A 17,464-nucleotide genomic window follows, 5' to 3' on the forward strand; every position below is an offset into this window, starting at 1 on the left:
GAACAGCCGATCATTCTACCGGCTTGGCCTTGGCCTCCGCGGGCTTGGCGTCCGCGGGCTTGGCCTCGGGCTTCGATTCGGTGGCCGGCTTGGCGGCATCCCCGGCCAGGTTGCGCTTCCTGTCGCCGTCCTTCTTGAAGTCGGTCTCGTACCAGCCGCCGCCGGCCAGGCGGAAGCTGGGCGCGGTGAGCTGGCGCCGGACCGCCGCGGCGCCGCAGGACGGGCAGGCCTCGGGGTCCGGGTCGGAAAGCTTCTGCAGGCGGTCGAACGCGTGCCCGCAAGCGTCGCAGGTGAAGGCATAGATCGGCATGCCGCTATTCTGGGGACTGCGCAGGCACAATCAAGCCGTCCCCGTACAGACCACCTCCCAGGAGCCGTCATGTCCGATCGCCATTCCATCTCCACCCTCGCCGCCCTGCTGATCGCCCTGGGCGTGCTGGGTGCCGGCTGGTTCGCCTCGCGCGGCCTGGTCGCGATCAAGACCCAGGACCGCTACGTCACGGTCAAGGGCTCGGCCGAGCGCATCGTCGACGCCGACCTGGTGGTATGGCCGCTGCCGCATACCGTCGGCGGCAACGACCTGGCCGGCGTGCAGCGCCAGCTCGACGCGAATACCGCCGCCATCCGCGACTTCTTCCTCAACGCCGGCTTCAAGGAGGACGAGATCGTGGTCTCGCCGCCGCGCCTGGAGGACCGCTGGGCCTGGGCCTACGGCGACAACCGCCCGCCCGAACGCTACCGCTACGGCAACACCGTGAGCCTGCGCACCTCCGACGTGCCCAAGGCGCTGGCCGCGCTGCGCCGCAGCGGCGAACTGGTAGGCCGCGGCGTGATGATCGCCGAGGGCAGCCAGCCGGAGTTCGACTACACCAAGCTCAACGACATCAAGCCGGCGCTGATCGCCGAGGCCACCGCCAACGCGCGCGAATCGGCCGCGCAGTTCGCCGAGGATTCCGGCTCGCGCCTGGGCGGCATCCGCAGCGCCAACCAGGGCGTGGTCACCATCAACGACCGCGACCAGGGCAGCCCGCAGGTCAAGAAAGTCCGGGTGGTGACGACGGTGGAGTATTTCCTGAGGGACTGACGTCCTCGGGGTGCCGCCATGGCTTGCCCGCGTCGAGCGGGTCGATGTCGAACGGCTGGCGCAAGACCAGCGACGGCAGCATCGTGTTGAGCGTGGTGTACAGCACCAGGCCGCCGAACAGCGCGCCGGGGATCGCGAAGCGGCTGTGCAGCACTTCGGCGATCACCAGGGTGAACACCAGGGTCGGGGCCAGCGCCACCGACACGTTCATCGCGCTCTTGTGGTCCTCCTTGAACAGGATCCGGCGTTGCAGCCAGATTACCGCCACGCGCAGCGGCAGCACCACGGCGGTAATGCCCAGGCCGAGCACCAGGGCATCCCAGCTCAGCGCGTCGCGCGAGATTTCCGTGCCGGCGTGGAAGAAGTAGAACGGCACGAAGAAGGTCGCGAACAGCCGCAGGGCATGGATATTCTCGAACGAGGCCAGCTTCGGCATGCGCTCCTGCAACAGGCGCGCGGCCAGCCCGGCAATGAAGGCGCCCACCAGGTAGTACACGCCGAGGTTGAAGGTGACGTAGGCGGCGACCATGCCGACCATCACCAGCAGCGAGAACTCCGAGCCCGGCGCGTGCGGCACGACCCAGCGCCCCAGGGCCATGAACAGCAACGGCAGGCCGACCAGCAACGCGATCATCGCGCCACTGGCAGCGGCGAAGTGCAGGGAGTCGTCCGCCTGCAGCGCGACGAACAGCACTGCCAGCGCCAGCAGTTCGCCGGCGATCGCCTTGCTCGTGACCCAGAAGCGCTCCTCCTCGTCCAGGCCGAGGCGTTCGAGCGTATCGAGGATGAAGCCGGTCGACGGCGTCAGCAGGGCAAGCGCGATCAGCGCCGAGGCCTGCCAGCCCAACTCCAGGTAACGCCACGCCAGCCAGCCGACCAGCAGCATCGAGGCGATCCGGATGGCCAGGTGGGTGAGCAGCCGCCCGAGCCCGCGGCGCAACGCCTGGATCTCGACCTCGAGGCCGGCGAACAGGAACAACGAGGAGATGCCCAGCGTCGACAGCAGCACCACCACGGGGTCGTGGGTGCGATCGCCCCAGGCCAGCATGGCGGCGATGCCCAGCGCCAGCGCGGTGATGGGTGCCGGGATCTTCATCCGCTGCAGCACGCGCGGCACCACCAGCAGGGAGAAGATCAGCAGCAGGTAGACCAGCTGCTGGCTCATGCGGCGTCGTACAGCCCGAGCAGCGCGGCTTCGGCCTGTTCCAGCCGCTCGCGCAGCTTCGCCTGCTCGCGCGCGAGTTCGGCGGCGCGGGCGCCGTCGCCGGCATAGAGCACGGGATCGGCGAGCTGCGCATCGACAACGGCGAGCTGCGATTCCAGCGTCGCGACCTCGGCTTCGGCCTTGGCCAGCTTGTGCGGATTGACCTTCGCGGCGGGCCTGGGCGCGGGCGCCGGCGGGGCGGCGGGTGCCTTGCTCGCCTTCTCGCCCTTGGCCGCCTCGCTGCCCGGGCGCGAACGCAGCCACGCAGCGTATTCGTCGAGGTCGCCGTCGAAGGCCTCGACCTTGCCGCCGGCCACGCGCACGAACTTGTCGCAGACCAGGCCGATCAGGTGGCGGTCATGCGACACCATCACGATCGCGCCGTCGAAGTCGCTCAGCGCCTCGGCCAGCGCCTCGCGCATGTCCAGGTCGAGGTGGTTGGTCGGTTCGTCCAGCAGCAGCACGTTGGGCTGGCGCCAAGCGATCAGGGCCAGCGCCAGGCGCGCCTTCTCGCCGCCGGAGAAGCTGTCGATCGATTCGAACGCGCGGTCGCCGGCGAAGTTCCACTTGCCGAGGAAATCGCGGAAAGCCTGGTTGCTGCCGTCGGGCGACAGCTCGCGCAGGTGCTCGATCGGCGAATGCCCGGCCAGCAGCGACTCGACCGTGTGCTGGGCGAAGTAGCCGATGCGCATGTCCGGATGCGCGTTGCGCACGCCCGCCAGCGGCGGCAGTTCGCCGACCAGGGTCTTGACCAGGGTGGACTTGCCCGCGCCGTTGGGGCCGAGCAGGCCGATGCGGTCGCCGGCTTCCAGGCCGAATTCGACGTCGTGGAGGATGACCGGCGGGTAGCCGCAATCGGCGTGGTCCAGGCGGACGAGGCTGTTGGGCATACGCGCCGGCTGCGGGAACTCGATCCGGAACGAACGCTCGGCGCGCACCGCTTCGGTGCCGGCGAGCTTGGCCAGCCGCTTCATCCGCGACTGTGCCTGCTTCGCCTTGCTGGCCTTGGCCTTGAAGCGGTCGATGAAGCTCTGCAGGTGCGCGCGCTCGGCCTGTTCCTTCTCGTGCGCGATCTGCTGCTGCCGCAACTGCTCGGCGCGCTGGCGTTCGAACGCAGTGTAGTCGCCGGTGTACAGCTTCGCCCTGCCCTCGTGCAAGTGCAGGGTGTGGGTGGCGATGTTGTCGAGGAATTCGCGGTCGTGGGAGATCACCAGCAACGTGCCGGGGTACTTCAGCAGCCACTGCTCCAGCCACAGCACCGCATCGAGGTCGAGGTGGTTGGTCGGCTCATCGAGCAGCAGCAGGTCGCTGGGCGTCATCAGCGCGCGGGCAACGTTGAGGCGCACGCGCCAGCCGCCGGAAAAGTCGGAGACCGGCTTGCCGTGCGTCTCGGCCGGGAAGCCCAGGCCGTGCAGGAGCTTGCCGGCACGCGCGCTGGCGTCGTAGCCGCCCAGCTCCTCGAGCCGGTGGTGGGCCTCGGCGACGGCCTCCCAGTCCTCGCTGGCGAAGGCGTTGGCCTCGGCCTGGATGGCGGCATGCACTGCCCTGTCGCCGGACAGCACGAAATCCAGCGCGCTGTCGGGCAGCGACGGCGTCTCCTGCGCCACCCAGGCGATGCGCGCCTTGCCGGGCAGGTCCAGGTCGCCCTTGTCCGCTTCGATCTCGCCCATCAGCGCCGCGAACAGCGACGACTTGCCGGTGCCGTTGCGGCCGACCACGCCGACGCGCCAGCCGGCGTGCAGGGCCAGGTCGACCTCGGACAGGAGCAGGCGTTCGCCGCGCCGCAGGGCGAAATTGCGGAAGGAAATCATCCCGGCATTGTAACGGCCGTGCGATGATTGGGCGCCATTACCCGGAGCCTGGATGCCGCACCACGACTCGCTGATCGCCATGCTGGTCTACGGCTTCGTGCTCGCCTTCGTCCTGGGCGCGGTGGCCAATCGCCTGCGGCTTTCGCCGCTGGTCGGGTACCTGCTGGCGGGCGTCGTGGCCGGGCCGTTCACCCCGGGCTTCGTCGGCGACGCCGAGCTCGCGCCGCAACTGGCCGAGATCGGCGTGATCCTGCTGATGTTCGGCGTCGGCCTGCACTTCTCGCTGCGCGACCTGATGTCGGTGCGTTCGATCGCGATTCCGGGCGCGGTGGCCCAGATCGCCGTCGCCACCCTGCTCGGCTGGGGCATGGCCGAACTGATGGGCTGGTCGCACGTGGCCGGCCTGGTGTTCGGCTTCTCGCTGGCCACCGCGAGCACCGTGGTGCTGTTGCGGGCGATGGAGGAGCGGCGGCTGCTGGAGACGCGCCGCGGCAAGATCGCGGTCGGCTGGCTGATCGTCGAGGACCTGGCCTGCGTGGTCGCGCTGGTGATGATCCCGGCGCTGGCCGGGGCGATGGGCAGCGGCGACGCGGACGCCGGCGCGATCCTGAAGGCGCTGGCGCTGACCTTCGGCAAGGTCGCCGCCTTCGTCGCGTTCATGCTCATCGTCGGGCGCAAGGCCATCCCCTGGATGCTCGAGCGCGTGGCCGGCACCGGTTCGCGCGAGCTGTTCACCCTGGCGGTGCTGGCGATCGCGATGGGCGTGGCGTTCGGTTCGGCGGCGATGTTCGGCGTGTCGTTCGCGCTGGGCGCGTTCTTCGCCGGCATGCTGCTCAACGAATCCGAATTCAGCCACCAGGCGGCGCAGGACTCGCTGCCGATGCGCGACGCGTTCGCGGTGCTGTTCTTCGTCTCGGTCGGCATGCTGTTCGACCCGCACATCGTCCTCGAGCGGCCGTTCATGGTGCTGGCCACCACCCTGATCATCGTAGTCGGCAAATCGGCCGCGGCCTACCTGATCGTGCGCGCCTTCGGCCACCCGCGTTCGACCGCGCTGACCATCTCCACCAGCCTGGCGCAGATCGGCGAGTTCGCCTTCATCATCGCCGGCCTCGGCCTCAGCCTGGGCATCCTCCCCAAGGACGGGCACAGCCTGGTGCTGGCCGGCGCGCTGATTTCGATCATGCTCAACCCGATCCTGTTCATCGCCCTGGATCGCTGGCAGGTGCGGGAGCAGGCACGCGAGGACGCGATCGCCGCGGCCAACGCCGAACCCGAGCCGGAGGTGGTGCCGGTCGACATCGCCGACCACGCGATCGTGGTCGGCTACGGGCGCGTCGGCGGCCAGCTCGCGCACCTGCTGCACGAGCGCGGCGTGCCGGTGGTGGTGATCGAGGACGACGCCGACCTGGTCGAACAGGCGCGCGCCTACGGCCTGCCCGCCGTGCGCGGCAACGTCGCCAACAAGCGGGTGATGCTGGAGGCCGCGCCCGAACGCGCCAAGCTGGCGGTGTTCGCGATCCCGCAGGCGCTGGAAGCCGGCGAGACCATCGAGCGGCTGAAGGCGATCAACCCGGCGATCACCGTGCTGGCGCGCGCGCACAGCGAACTGCAGGTGCGGCACCTGCTCGAGCACGGCGCCGATGCCGCGGTCCTGGCCGAACGCGAACTGGCCTACTCGCTGGCCGAGATGGTCATGGCGACGCCGCCCTACCGGCCGGCGCGCCGGACCTGAGCGATACAACGCCGGCGGTCAGTCGGCCTGCAGTTCGCGCGCGCGCTCCAGGTGCGCCGCGACCTGCTCGCGGGTCGACTGCAGGTGCTGGCGCACTGCAGCGTCGCGCGCGGCGGGAATCAGCCGGCTGTCGAGCATGGCCAGTGCATCCTGGTGACCGTTGACCATCGCGTCGATGTAGGCGTCCTCGTATTCGTCGCCCTGCAAGGCGCCCAGGCGGTCGAGTTCTGCCTGTCCCTTGGCCTTGAGGTCGGCGACCGCGGCCGGCTCGGCGGCATCGGCCATCATCAATGCGCGCGTGGCGGCCAGGTTCTGCGAATGCGCGGATTCCATCATGTTCGCGTAGTCGAGCTCGGCGCCGTCGACGTTCTTCGACTTCGCCTGCTGCGCCGCTGCGATCTCGTGTTCATCCACGGCCGCGAGCAGGCCGAGCGCCTCCTGCTGGCCGGTATCCGCCGAGGGCATGTCGGTGTCGGGCACGTTGGCGTTGGCGTCGGCGGCGGCGGTGTCCGCGGGCGGCGGCGTCGACATCGCGTCGGCGGCGGCGGGGGCGCGATCGCGGTTGCAGCCCGCCAGAGCCATCGCCAGCGTTGCGGCCAGGCAGATCATTCCTGTCTTCATGTGGCGTCCTCCATGTGTGGAAGACAGGAATCTGCCGCGGAGACGATGATGCCCGCGTGACTCGCGCCGCATTCAGCCGAACACCATGCGCCCGCCTTCCGCATCGACGTGCACGGTGTCGCCGTTGCCGAACTCGCCGGCCAGGATCTTCTGCGCCAGCGGATTCTCGATCTGCGCCTGGATCGCGCGCTTGAGCGGGCGCGCGCCGTAGACCGGATCGAAGCCGGCGTTGCCGAGCAGCGCGTACGCCGCATCCGACAGCTCGAGCGCGATGCCGCGCTCGGCCAGCCGCTTCTCCAGCCCGCGCAGCTGGATCTTCGCGATCTCGCGGATCTGCGCCTTGTCCAGCGGGTGGAACACCACGATGTCGTCGAGGCGGTTGATGAACTCCGGGCGGAAATGCGCCTGGACCACGCCCATCACCGCCGACTTCATCTGCAGGTAGGCCTCCGGCGAGTCGTCGCCGGCAAGTTCCTGGATCTGGTGCGAGCCCAGGTTCGAGGTCATCACGATCACGGTGTTGCGGAAATCGACCGTGCGGCCCTGGCCGTCGGTGAGGCGTCCATCGTCGAGCACCTGGAGCAGGATGTTGAACACGTCCGGGTGCGCCTTCTCGACCTCGTCGAGCAGGATCACGCTGTACGGGCGGCGACGGACCGCTTCGGTCAGGTAACCGCCCTCCTCGTAGCCGACGTAGCCCGGCGGCGCGCCGATCAGGCGCGCGACCGAGTGCTTCTCCATGAATTCGCTCATGTCGATGCGCACCATCGCGTCGCTGCTGTCGAACAGGAATTCGGCCAGCGCCTTGGTCAGTTCGGTCTTGCCCACGCCGGTCGGGCCGAGGAACAGGAACGAGCCCGAGGGGCGGTTGGGATCCGACAGCCCGGCACGCGACCGCCGCACTGCATCGGACACGACCTTGATCGCCTCGTCCTGGCCGACGACGCGGGCGTGGAGCTGCTCTTCCATCTTCAGCAGCTTGTCGCGCTCGCCCTCGAGCATCTTCGATACCGGGATGCCGGTCCAGCGCGCGACGACCTGGGCGATTTCCTCGGCGGTGACCCGGTCCTGCAGCAGGGTGAAGCCGCGGTTCTCGGCCTCCTGCGCGGCGGCGAGCTGCTTTTCCAGCTCCGGGATGCGCCCGTACTGGATCTCGCTCATGCGCGCATAGTCCTGGCGCCGCTGCGCGGCTTCCAGGTCGAGCCGCGCCTGTTCCAGCTGCTCCTTGACCCTGGTCGCGCCCTGCAGCGTCGCCTTCTCGGCCTTCCACACTTCCTCCAGGTCGTTGTACTCGCGCTCGAGGACGGCGATCTCCGCCTCCAGGTCCGCCAGGCGCTTCTTCGACTCGGCGTCCTTCTCCTTTTTCAACGCCTCGCGCTGGATCTTGAGCTGGATCAGTCGGCGCTCCTTGCGATCCATCTCTTCGGGCTTGGAGTCGATCTCCATGCGGATGCGCGAGGCCGCCTCGTCCATCAGGTCGATGGCCTTGTCGGGCAACTGGCGATCGGCGATGTAACGATTGGACAGCGTGGCCGCGGCGACGATCGCCGGGTCGGTGATCTCGACGCCGTGGTGCACGGCGTACTTTTCCTTCAGGCCGCGCAGGATCGCGATGGTGTCCTCCACCGTCGGTTCGCCCACGAACACCTTCTGGAAGCGGCGTTCCAGCGCCGCGTCCTTCTCCACGTACTTGCGGTACTCGTCGAGTGTGGTCGCGCCGATGCAATGCAGCTCGCCGCGCGCGAGGGCGGGCTTGAGCATGTTGCCGGCGTCCATGGCGCCCTCGGCCTTGCCGGCGCCGACCATGGTGTGCAGTTCGTCGATGAACAGGATGATCTGGCCTTCGTTCTTGGCCAGGTCGTTGAGCACCGCCTTCAGCCGCTCCTCGAACTCGCCCCGGAACTTGGCGCCGGCGATCAGCGCGCCCATGTCCAGCGACAGCACGCGCTTGCCCTTCAGGCCTTCGGGCACTTCGTTGTTGACGATGCGCTGGGCCAGGCCTTCCACGATCGCGGTCTTGCCGACGCCCGGCTCGCCGATCAGTACCGGATTGTTCTTGGTCCGGCGCTGCAGCACCTGGATGGTGCGGCGGATCTCCTCGTCGCGGCCGACCACGGGATCGAGCTTGCCGGATTCGGCGCGCTCGGTGAGGTCGATGGTGTACTTCTCCAGCGCCTGGCGCGCCTCCTCGGCGTTCTCGTCCTGCACCTTCTCGCCGCCGCGCATTGCGTCGATGGCGGCTTCGAGCTTCTGCTTGGTGGCGCCGGCGGCCTTGAGCGCGCGCCCGGCCTCGCCACCGTCGTCGACCGCGGCCAGCAGGAACAGTTCGCTGGCGATGAAGGCATCGCCCCGCTGCTGCGCGAGCTTGTCGGTGACGTTGAGCAGGCGGCCCAGGTCGTTGCCGACCGAAAGGCTGCCTTCCTGCCCCGTCACCCTGGGCAGCTTGTCCAGGGCCTCGCCGAGGCGCTCGCGCAGCAGCGGCACGTTGACGCCGGCCTGGGCCAGCAGCGGCCGGGTGCCGCCGCCCTGCTGGTCGAGCAGCGCCACCAGCAGGTGCGCCGGCTCGATCAGGTTGTGGTCGCGGCCGACGGCCAGCGACTGCGCATCGGCCAATGCCTGCTGGAACCGGGATGTGAGCTTGTCCATTCGCATGCGGCGGATATGCGGTCCCCGGGTGTCTTTTCAAGGTGAAACCGGCGATGACGCGCGCTTTGACACAATGGCCCGATGGCACCACGCGAACCGAAACGCGCGCGACCGCCCGCGCCCGCCGACGACTGGGCCCTGTTCCTCGATGTCGATGGCTGCCTGCTCGACCTCGCGCCCCATCCCGACCAGGTCAGCGTTCCGGCACGGCTGCGGGCCACGCTGGACGGCCTGGCGCAGCGCCTGGACGGCGCGCTGGCACTGGTCAGTGGCCGTTCGCTGGCCGCGCTCGACGCCCTGTTCGACCCCCTGCGCCTGCCGGCTGCGGGCCTGCACGGTCTGGAATGGCGCGCGGGAACCGTGTCGCAGGCGGCCCCGGCATCGCCACCGGTCCTGGCCGCGATCCACGCCGAAGCCAGGGCCATCGCAGCCGAATATCCGGGCGCGGTGGTCGAGGACAAGGGGCCAGCGCTGGGCCTGCACTGGCGCGCCGCGCCGGCCGCCATGGAGGTGTTGCGCGGCTTCGCCGAGGCGGCGCTGCCGCGCCTGCCGGGATTCCGCCTGCAGCACGGCCACAGCGTGGTCGAGCTGCGCCCCGCCGGCGGCGACAAGGGCGCTGCGATCGCGGCGCTGATGCGCGAAGCGCCCTTCCGCGGCCGCGTGCCGGTGTTCGCCGGCGACGACATCACCGACGAGAGCGGCTTCGCCGTGGTCAACGCGAAGGACGGCATCAGCATCCTGGTCGGCGCGCGCGAACCCAGCGCGGCGCACTTCGGCCTTTCCGGCCCGAAGGCGGTACGGCGCTGGCTCGAAGAAGGACAGTCAGGCATGGGGAGACAAGCATGAGTAACCTCGACCTGGGCATGGTCGGCAACGGCAGCTTCGGTGCGCTGATCGACATGCGCGGATGCGTGGTCTGGAGCTGCCTGCCCGCCTTCGACGGCGATCCGGCGTTCTGCGCCCTGCTGCAGCCGAAGATCGATGGCGGCGACTGGTCGGTGGAACTGGAGGATTTCAGCCACTCCGAACAACACTATCTTGAAAACACCGCGATCCTGCGCACGCTGCTGCACGACAGGCACGGCGGCACCGTCGAACAGATCGACTTCGCGCCGCGCTGGCGCCAGCACGGACGCTTCTACCGCCCGGTGATGCTGATGCGGCGCGTACGGCCGCTGACCGGCAGCCCGCGCGTGCGCGTGCGTTTGCGGCCGCTGGCCGACTGGGGCGCGCGCGTGCCCGAACACACCTGGGGCAGCAACCACATGCGCTTCCTGCTGTCGGGCATGACCCTGCGCCTGACCACGAATGCGCCATTGCGCCTGCTGCGCGACGAACTGCCGTTCGTGCTCGACCGCGAGCTGTGCTTCGTCCTCGGCCCCGACGAGACCCTGACCCGGGCGGTGTCCGAATTCGTCGACGATGCCCAGCGCCAGACCTCGGACTACTGGTTCGAATGGGTGCGCTACCTGTCGCTGCCGCTGGAATGGCAGGACGCGGTGATCCGCAGCGCGATCACGCTCAAGCTGAGCCAGTACGAGGATACCGGCGGCATCGTGGCGGCGCTGACCACGTCGATCCCCGAAGCGCCGAACACCCCGCGCAACTGGGACTACCGCTACTGCTGGCTGCGCGATGCGGCGCTGGTGGTACGCGCGCTCAACCGCCTCGGCGCGACCCGCAGCATGGAGGGCTACATCCGCTACATCTTCAACCTCGCCGCCGGCGAGCAGCCGCAGCTGCAACCGGTCTACGGCATCGATTTCCAGACCGAACTGGCCGAGGACGAAGTGCCCAGCCTGGCCGGGTACCGCGGCATGGGCCCGGTGCGGCGCGGCAACCTGGCGTGGGTGCAGAAGCAGAACGACGTCTATGGCAGCGTGGTGCTGGCCTCGGCGCAGCTGTTCTTCGACCAGCGCCTGCGCCAGCGCGGCGACCTGGCGATGTTCGAGCGCCTGCAGCCGCTGGGCGAACAGGCGGTCGCCCTGCACGACAGGCCCGACGCCGGGCTGTGGGAATTCCGCGGCCACACCCACGTGCACACCTATTCGGCGGTGATGTGCTGGGCGGCCTGCGACCGGCTGGCGAAGATCGCCACGCGCCTGGGCCTGGACGATCGCAGCGCGCACTGGCGCAAGTGCGCCGACACCATCCGCGAGCGCGTGTTCGCCTCCTCCTGGAACGAGGAGCGGGGCTATTTCGCCGATGCCTACGGCGGCGAACGCCTCGACGCTTCGCTGCTGCTGCTGGCCGACCTGGGGTTCATCGAAGCGCGCGATCCGCGTTTCATCGCCACCGTCGAGGCCATCGGCCGCGAACTCAAGCGCGGCGACAGCCTGTTCCGCTACATCGCGCCCGACGACTTCGGCACGCCCGAAACCAGCTTCATCATCTGCACCTTCTGGTACATCGACGCGCTGGCCGCCATCGGCCGCAAGGACGAGGCGCGGGCGATGTTCAACGAGATCCTGTCGCGCCGGAACCACCTGGGCCTGCTGTCCGAGGATCTCGCGTTCGACAGCGGCGAGCTGTGGGGCAACTTCCCGCAGACCTATTCGCACGTGGGCCTGATCATCGCCGCCATGGCCCTGAGCAGGCCGTGGCAGGACGCCGTATGAGGGACGCCGCATGAGAAACGCCAAGGGAAGGCTGGTCATCGTTTCCAACCGTGTCGCGCTGCCGGGCGAGTCGCGCGCCGGCGGCCTGGCCGTGGCGCTGCAGGCCGCGCTCGAGGACCAGGGCGGCCTGTGGTTCGGCTGGAGCGGGAAGATCGATCCGCAACGCTCCGGACGCCTGCAAAAGCAGCGGGCGGGGGACATCGACTACGCCACCATCGACCTGTCGCGGCGCGACCACGCCGACTACTACAACGGTTTCGCCAACCGTTCGCTGTGGCCGCTGCTGCACTTCCGCATGGACCTGGTGGACTACAGCCGCGAGACCTACGCCGCCTACCGCCGGGTCAACGCGCTGTTCGCGCAGAAGCTGGCGCCGATGCTGCGCGACGACGACATCGTGTGGGTCCACGACTACCACCTGATTCCGCTGGCTTCGGTCCTGCGCGAACACGACGTGCGGGCAAAGCTGGGCTTCTTCCTGCACGTGCCGATGCCGTCCTCGGACCTGCTGGCGGCCCTGCCGCAGCACGAGCGGCTGTTCGAGGGCCTGTCGTCGTACGACCTGGTGGGCTTCCAGACCGAGCGCGACCTCGAGCGCTTCCAGGACTACGTACGCCTGTACGGGCGGGGCCGGGTCATTTCCCCCGGCGTGCTGGAAACCGCCGGCGGCCGCCGCCTGCGCGCCGGCGCCTTCCCCATCAGCATCGACACGCCGCACATCGTCGAGCAGGCCCGGCAGGCCGTCTCCAAGCCCAGCGTGCGCAACCTGCGCGAAAGCCTGTCCGGCCGCGCCTTGGCGATCGGGGTCGACAGGCTGGACTATTCCAAGGGCATCCCCGAGCGCTTCCGCGCCTTCGAGCGTTTCCTCAAGCGCCACCCGCAGCAGCACGGCAAGCTGACGTTCCTGCAGATCGCCCCGGTCTCGCGCGGCGATGTCGCCGAGTACCGCGAATTGCGCCGCGAGCTCGAGCAGCTGGCCGGGCACGTCAACGGCGCGCACGCGCGGCCGGACTGGACGCCGATGCGCTACGTCAACAGCAACTACGCCCACCCGACCCTGACCGGCTTCTACCGCCTGGCCCGGGTCGGCCTGGTCACGCCGTTGCGCGACGGCATGAACCTGGTGGCCAAGGAGTACGTGGCCTCGCAGGATCCTGACGATCCCGGCGTGCTGGTGCTGTCGACTTTCGCCGGCGCGGCGCGCGAACTCGATGGCGCACTGCTGGTCAATCCCTACGACCTGGACGGCGTAGCCGATGCCATCGCCAAGGCCGCGCGCATGCGCCCGGGCGAGCGCCGCGAACGCTGGCAATCGATGATGGAGCGCCTGCGCAGCCACGACATCACGCGCTGGCGCAAGGACTACCTGGCTGCGCTGGCCTCGGCCTGAAGCCAGGCCAGCGTCGCCATCCTCTCCGTTGCCCTGTCGCGCCGGTACGAATGGAACCTCGACGGATCGGAAATCGTGCACAGACCGCCGCCGTGGATCGCTTCGGCTCGCATGCCGGCAGCAAGCATGCGACGTCGCGCCAGCGCGTACAGGTCCACGCGCCAATGGCCGGGTTTCGTCGGCTCGAACGCCGCGGCGGCGCCGGCATCGCGGGCGACGAAGGCATCGCGCACTTCGGCGCCGATCTCGTAGGCGCCGGGACCCGCGGCCGGCCCCATCCAGGCCACGATGTCCTCCGGCGTCGTGCGCATTGCCGCGATGGTGGCTTCCAGCACGCCGGCGCTCAGGCCGCGCCATCCGGCATGGGCAGCGGCGACTTCGCTGCCGTCGCGCGCGGCGAACACCACCGGCAGGCAATCGGCGGTCCGGATCGCGAGCACTTTCCCCGGCGTGCGCGTGATGGACGCGTCCGCCTCGGGTCGCTCATCCGTGCCCGGCTCCACCACCACCGCGGTGCCATGCACCTGTTGCAGCCATGCGGGCGCCGATGGCAGTTCGAGTGTCCCGACGTCGCCTTCGCCTTCGCGCAACGTGACCAGCGCATGCACGCCCGGCGGCGCCAGCCAGTCGGCATGCAGCACGCGGGCGCGCAGCCGTTCGCTCATCGCCGTCCGCCCGCCTCACGGGCCGACGTGTCCTCGCGCAGCGCGCGCAGCAAATCCTGCATGTCGGCCGGTACCGGCGCCACCACCCGCACCGGTTCGCCGCTGGCCGGATGCGCGAACTCCAGGGTTTCAGCGTGCAGCGCCTGGCGCTTGAATCCGCGCAGCGCGGCGACGAGTTCGTCCGAGGCCCCGCGCGGCAGGCGCAGCGGGCCGCCGTACAGCGGGTCGCCGACGATCGGGTGCCGAAGGTGCGCCATGTGCACGCGGATCTGGTGGGTGCGCCCGGTCTCCAGCCGGCATTCGAGCAGGGTATGCGCGTGGAAGCGCTCGCGCAGGCGGTAGTGGGTTACCGCATCCTTGCCGTCCTCGCGCACGGCCATGCGGATGCGGTCGCGCGGATGGCGGTCGATCGCCGCGTCGGCGGTGCCGCCGGACACCAGAGCGCCGACCACCACCGCCAGGTACTGCCTGTGCACTTCGCGCGCCGACAGCTGCGCGACCAGCGCGGTGTGCGCCTGCAGCGTGCGCGCGACCACCATCACACCGGAGGTGTCCTTGTCCAGGCGGTGGACGATGCCGGCCCGCGGCAACGCCGCCAGGCGCGGATCGCGATGGAGCAAGCCGTTGACCAGCGTGCCGGTCGGATTGCCCGCACCGGGATGGACCACCAGGCCGGCCGGCTTGTCCAGCACGAACACCTCGCTGTCTTCGTACAGCACGTCGAGCGGAATGTCCTCGGGCTCGGCCCGGGTCTGCTCCTCGGCTTCGGCCACCAGGGATACCGCCTCGCCGCCCCGGACCAGGTCGCGCGGACGGGCCGGCGCGCCGTCGAGCAGGGCGTCGCCGGACTTGATCCAGGCCGCCAGCCGCGAGCGCGAGTATTCAGGGAACAGCTCGGCCAGCACCGCGTCGAAGCGGCGCCCGGCCGCAGCCTCGGGGACACGGGCCTCGCGCGGGGCGGACGGCTCGTCATTGCGAACTTCGGGCATTCCTCGTGGTCCTTGCATGGCGGCACCGCGATAGCGCCGCTGCTATTATCCGACCTTCGTGCCCCCGGCGCCTCGATCCCACCCAGATGACCCCACGCTCCTCCCGTCCCCTCCTCGTCCTGCTGGTCCTGGCAGTGCTCGCCACCTCGGGCTGCGCCCGGTTCAAGGGCATGTTCAAGGACACGGACGCCAACGAGGGCGTGCCGGTGGCGCAGCTCTACGAGAAGGGCCACGAGGAAATGGTCGAAGGCAGCTGGACGCAGGCGATCACGGTGTACAAGCGGCTCGTCGCGCAGTACCCGTACGGCCCCTACACCGAGCAGGCGCTGATCGAAACCGCCTACGCCCAGTTCAAGTCGGGCCGCAACGAGGAAGCGATCTCCAGCATCGACCGTTTCATCCGCACCTACCCGACCCACCGCAACATCGCCTACCTCTATTACCTGCGCGGGCTGGTCAACAGCAACCGCGACGCGGTGCTCCTGCAGCGGGTGTGGAAGCTCGACGCCAGCCGCCGCGACCTGTCCACGCCGATGCAGGCGTACAACGATTTCAAGATCGTGACCGAGCGCTATCCCAACAGCCGCTACGCCGCCGACGCGGGCCAGCGGATGATCGAGCTGCGCAACATGTTCGCGCGCCATGAACTCGATGTCGCGCTGTACTACATGCGCCGCGGCGCCTGGGTGGCGGCGGCATCCCGCGCCGCCTACATGCTGGAAACCTATCCGCAGTCCATCCACCAGGACGACGCGGTCGCGATCCTCGCCGAGTCCTACACCCAGCTGGGCAACACCCAGCTGGCTGCCGATGCCCGCCGGGTGCTCGAGGCCAACGACCCGCAGCACCCGTGGCTGAGCGGCAACTGGCCCGACTTCCCCTGGAAGCTGCGCCGCGTCAATCCGTTCGCGGGCGAGAAGTCGCTGCTCACCCACTAAAAAAAGGGGACGGAGGTAATTAAGTCGTCGCGTGGGCCCATCGCTGGCGTGGACATTGCTGACGACTTAATTACCTCCGCCCCCTTTTTTACTTGTACCCGTTGGTGATCGGGTAGCGGCGCTCGCGTCCGAACGCCCGCCGCGAGACCTTGGGCCCGGGCGCCGCCTGGTGGCGCTTCCATTCGCTGGTCCGCACCAGGCGCAGGACGCGCTCCACCGTCGCCGCGTCGAATCCGGCGGCGACGATCTCCTCGCCCGATTGTTCCTGGTCGACGTGGCGCAGCAGGATCGCGTCGAGCACGTCGTAGGGCGGCAGCGAGTCCTGGTCCAGCTGGTTCGCGCGCAGCTCCGCCGACGGCGGCCGCGCGATCACCGCCGACGGGATCACCTCGCCGCCCCCGGCAGCGCTGCCACCAACCGTATTGCGCCAGCGCGCGACCGCGAACACCTCCGTCTTGTACAGGTCCTTGAGCGGCGCGTAGCCGCCGCACATGTCGCCGTAGATGGTGGCGTAGCCGACCGCGTACTCGCTCTTGTTGCCGGTGGTGAGCAGCAGCCCGCCGAACTTGTTCGACATGGCCATCAGCAGCGCGCCACGCGTGCGCGACTGCAGGTTCTCCTCGGTGGTGTCGACCGCCTGGCCTTCGAACACGTCGGCCAGGGCATCCAGGTAGCCCTGGAACGGCTCCTCGATCGGCAACGTCAGCAGGCGCACGCCCAGCGATCGGCACTGCACGTCGGCCAGGTCGTTGGACAGGCCGGCGGTGTAGCGCGACGGCATGCGCACCGCGGTGACGTTCTCCGCGCCCAGCGCATCGACCGCGATCGCCAGCACCACGGCCGAGTCGATGCCGCCCGACAGACCGAGCCAGGCCTTCGTGAAGCCGTTCTTGCGGCAGTAGTCGCGGGTGCCGCGCACGATCGCGCGCCACGCCAGCGCATCGCGGCTCTCGTCGCCGTCGACCAGCCACTGCACCGGGCTGAACCGCCGCGTCGAAGCGTCGAAATCGGCGACCAGCCACTCGTCGGTGAACGCGGCCGCGGCCGGATGCACGATGCCATCGCCGTCGGCCAGCACCGAGGCACCATCGAACACCAGCGCATCCTGTCCGCCGACCAGGTTCAGGTAGGCCAGGGCCACGCCGCCGCCGACCTGGTTCTCGGAACTGCGCTGCGCCAGCAGCGCGTCGCGGCGCGCGTGCTTGTCGTGCTCGAACGGCGAGGCGTTGGGCACCAGCACCAGTTGCGCGCCGGCGGCGCAGGTATCGGCCAGCGGTTCGGGGAACCACAGGTCCTCGCAGATCACCACGCCCACGCGCACGCCGCCGACCTCGAACACGCAGGGCTCGACATCGGGATCCACGTCGAAATAGCGGCGCTCGTCGAAGACCGCGTAATTGGGAAGTTCGCGCTTGCGGCAGGTGCGTTCGATGCGGCCGCCGCGGACCACGCTGGCCGCGTTGTAGACGATCGACCCGGCCGCCTGTGGCCAGCCCACCACCGCGACGACGCCGTCGCCGATGGCGGCCGCGATGCGGTTCATCGCCGCCTCGCAATCGGACAGGAACGACGGCCGCAGCAACAGGTCCTCGGGCGGATAGCCGCACAGGGCCAGCTCCGGGAACAGGACCACGCCAGCGCCGAACTCGTCGCGCGCCTCGCGGGTCATGGCGATGATGCGGTCGGCGTTGCCGGCGACGTCGCCGACCGGGAAATCGAACTGGGCCAGGGCGATGCGGAGGGTCATGGGGGAAGTCTACCCG

The 17,464-nt window shown here is 69.5% G+C and carries 14 protein-coding genes; 6 read left to right on the forward strand and 8 right to left on the reverse strand.

The window, feature by feature from the left end; genetic code table 11:
- Positions 1-10 precede the first annotated feature (10 nt).
- A complete protein-coding gene (locus QAA18_RS02940) occupies positions 11-310 on the reverse strand; it encodes a zinc ribbon domain-containing protein (protein WP_279410878.1) in 300 nt (99 codons plus the stop codon).
- A 69-nt stretch (positions 311-379) separates the two neighbouring features.
- Here QAA18_RS02940 and QAA18_RS02945 point away from each other — a divergent pair, with 69 nt between their 5' ends.
- The gene (locus tag QAA18_RS02945; protein ID WP_279410879.1) at positions 380-1,084 is read left to right on the forward strand and encodes an SIMPL domain-containing protein; all 705 of its coding nucleotides are present in this window, start codon (positions 380-382) and stop codon (positions 1,082-1,084) included.
- On the opposite strand, the gene QAA18_RS02950 is transcribed toward QAA18_RS02945, so the two are convergent.
- Together QAA18_RS02950 and QAA18_RS02955 are read right to left on the reverse strand one after the other, a co-directional pair.
- Positions 1,035-2,249: a cation:proton antiporter gene (locus QAA18_RS02950; RefSeq protein ID WP_279410880.1), complete on the reverse strand. Its 1,215-nt coding sequence runs from the start codon at positions 2,247-2,249 to the stop codon at positions 1,035-1,037. The genes QAA18_RS02945 and QAA18_RS02950 overlap by 50 nt on opposite strands.
- Complete coding sequence (locus tag QAA18_RS02955; protein WP_279410882.1) at positions 2,246-4,099, reverse strand: ATP-binding cassette domain-containing protein; 1,854 nt, start codon at positions 4,097-4,099, stop codon at positions 2,246-2,248. Before QAA18_RS02955 ends, QAA18_RS02950 begins: the two co-directional genes overlap by 4 nt.
- A gap of 52 nt (positions 4,100-4,151) precedes the next feature.
- Here QAA18_RS02955 and ybaL point away from each other — a divergent pair, with 52 nt between their 5' ends.
- Positions 4,152-5,834, forward strand: coding sequence for a YbaL family putative K(+) efflux transporter (gene ybaL, locus QAA18_RS02960; RefSeq protein ID WP_279410884.1), 1,683 nt, complete (start codon positions 4,152-4,154; stop codon positions 5,832-5,834).
- A gap of 18 nt (positions 5,835-5,852) precedes the next feature.
- Here the strand turns inward: ybaL and QAA18_RS02965 are convergent, their stop codons facing one another.
- Together QAA18_RS02965 and clpB are read right to left on the reverse strand one after the other, a co-directional pair.
- The gene (locus QAA18_RS02965) at positions 5,853-6,455 is read right to left on the reverse strand and encodes a DUF4142 domain-containing protein (RefSeq protein WP_279410885.1); all 603 of its coding nucleotides are present in this window, start codon (positions 6,453-6,455) and stop codon (positions 5,853-5,855) included.
- A 72-nt stretch (positions 6,456-6,527) separates the two neighbouring features.
- Complete coding sequence (gene clpB / locus QAA18_RS02970; RefSeq protein WP_279410887.1) at positions 6,528-9,107, reverse strand: ATP-dependent chaperone ClpB; 2,580 nt, start codon at positions 9,105-9,107, stop codon at positions 6,528-6,530.
- Positions 9,108-9,182: 75 nt separating this feature from the next.
- On the opposite strand from clpB, the gene otsB reads away from it, so the two are divergent.
- From otsB to otsA, 3 genes are read left to right on the forward strand one after another with little or no spacing between them, the layout of a single operon-like run.
- Complete coding sequence (gene otsB, locus QAA18_RS02975; protein ID WP_279410888.1) at positions 9,183-9,947, forward strand: trehalose-phosphatase; 765 nt, start codon at positions 9,183-9,185, stop codon at positions 9,945-9,947.
- Positions 9,944-11,719, forward strand: a complete 1,776-nt coding sequence (locus QAA18_RS02980) for a glycoside hydrolase family 15 protein (protein ID WP_279410890.1) — start codon at positions 9,944-9,946, stop codon at positions 11,717-11,719. The genes otsB and QAA18_RS02980 overlap by 4 nt, the downstream gene beginning before the upstream one ends.
- Positions 11,720-11,729: 10 nt before the next feature.
- Positions 11,730-13,109, forward strand: a complete 1,380-nt coding sequence (gene otsA, locus QAA18_RS02985) for an alpha,alpha-trehalose-phosphate synthase (UDP-forming) (RefSeq protein WP_279410891.1) — start codon at positions 11,730-11,732, stop codon at positions 13,107-13,109.
- Here otsA and pgeF read toward each other — a convergent pair.
- Together pgeF and rluD are read right to left on the reverse strand one after the other, a co-directional pair.
- Positions 13,082-13,774, reverse strand: coding sequence for a peptidoglycan editing factor PgeF (pgeF, locus tag QAA18_RS02990; RefSeq protein WP_279410893.1), 693 nt, complete (start codon positions 13,772-13,774; stop codon positions 13,082-13,084). The two genes, otsA and pgeF, sit on opposite strands and share 28 nt — an antisense overlap.
- The gene (rluD, locus tag QAA18_RS02995; protein ID WP_279410895.1) at positions 13,771-14,763 is read right to left on the reverse strand and encodes a 23S rRNA pseudouridine(1911/1915/1917) synthase RluD; all 993 of its coding nucleotides are present in this window, start codon (positions 14,761-14,763) and stop codon (positions 13,771-13,773) included. The genes pgeF and rluD overlap by 4 nt, the downstream gene beginning before the upstream one ends.
- Positions 14,764-14,849: 86 nt before the next feature.
- Here rluD and QAA18_RS03000 point away from each other — a divergent pair, with 86 nt between their 5' ends.
- On the forward strand, positions 14,850-15,701 hold the full coding sequence (locus tag QAA18_RS03000) for an outer membrane protein assembly factor BamD (RefSeq protein WP_279410897.1): 852 nt from the start codon (positions 14,850-14,852) through the stop codon (positions 15,699-15,701).
- Positions 15,702-15,789: 88 nt separating this feature from the next.
- Here QAA18_RS03000 and QAA18_RS03005 read toward each other — a convergent pair whose 3' ends face one another.
- Positions 15,790-17,448: an NAD+ synthase gene (locus QAA18_RS03005; RefSeq protein WP_279410899.1), complete on the reverse strand. Its 1,659-nt coding sequence runs from the start codon at positions 17,446-17,448 to the stop codon at positions 15,790-15,792.
- Between the last annotated feature and the right edge of the window lie 16 nt (positions 17,449-17,464).

Origin of the sequence: Luteimonas sp. 8-5, assembly GCF_029763755.1 — a bacterium.
Lineage (GTDB): Bacteria > Pseudomonadota > Gammaproteobacteria > Xanthomonadales > Xanthomonadaceae > Cognatiluteimonas.

Coding starts and splice junctions, on each gene's coding strand:
- clpB (WP_279410887.1), bottom strand. CDS start 9,107: ATGCGAATGGACAAGCTCACATCCCGGTTCCAGCAGGCATTGGCCGAT.
- QAA18_RS02950 (WP_279410880.1), bottom strand. CDS start 2,249: ATGAGCCAGCAGCTGGTCTACCTGCTGCTGATCTTCTCCCTGCTGGTG.
- otsB (WP_279410888.1), top strand. CDS start 9,183: ATGGCACCACGCGAACCGAAACGCGCGCGACCGCCCGCGCCCGCCGAC.
- QAA18_RS02945 (WP_279410879.1), top strand. CDS start 380: ATGTCCGATCGCCATTCCATCTCCACCCTCGCCGCCCTGCTGATCGCC.
- QAA18_RS02940 (WP_279410878.1), bottom strand. CDS start 310: ATGCCGATCTATGCCTTCACCTGCGACGCTTGCGGGCACGCGTTCGAC.
- ybaL (WP_279410884.1), top strand. CDS start 4,152: ATGCCGCACCACGACTCGCTGATCGCCATGCTGGTCTACGGCTTCGTG.
- QAA18_RS02965 (WP_279410885.1), bottom strand. CDS start 6,455: ATGAAGACAGGAATGATCTGCCTGGCCGCAACGCTGGCGATGGCTCTG.
- QAA18_RS02955 (WP_279410882.1), bottom strand. CDS start 4,099: ATGATTTCCTTCCGCAATTTCGCCCTGCGGCGCGGCGAACGCCTGCTC.
- QAA18_RS02980 (WP_279410890.1), top strand. CDS start 9,944: ATGAGTAACCTCGACCTGGGCATGGTCGGCAACGGCAGCTTCGGTGCG.
- pgeF (WP_279410893.1), bottom strand. CDS start 13,774: ATGAGCGAACGGCTGCGCGCCCGCGTGCTGCATGCCGACTGGCTGGCG.
- QAA18_RS03005 (WP_279410899.1), bottom strand. CDS start 17,448: ATGACCCTCCGCATCGCCCTGGCCCAGTTCGATTTCCCGGTCGGCGAC.
- rluD (WP_279410895.1), bottom strand. CDS start 14,763: ATGCCCGAAGTTCGCAATGACGAGCCGTCCGCCCCGCGCGAGGCCCGT.
- QAA18_RS03000 (WP_279410897.1), top strand. CDS start 14,850: ATGACCCCACGCTCCTCCCGTCCCCTCCTCGTCCTGCTGGTCCTGGCA.
- otsA (WP_279410891.1), top strand. CDS start 11,730: ATGAGAAACGCCAAGGGAAGGCTGGTCATCGTTTCCAACCGTGTCGCG.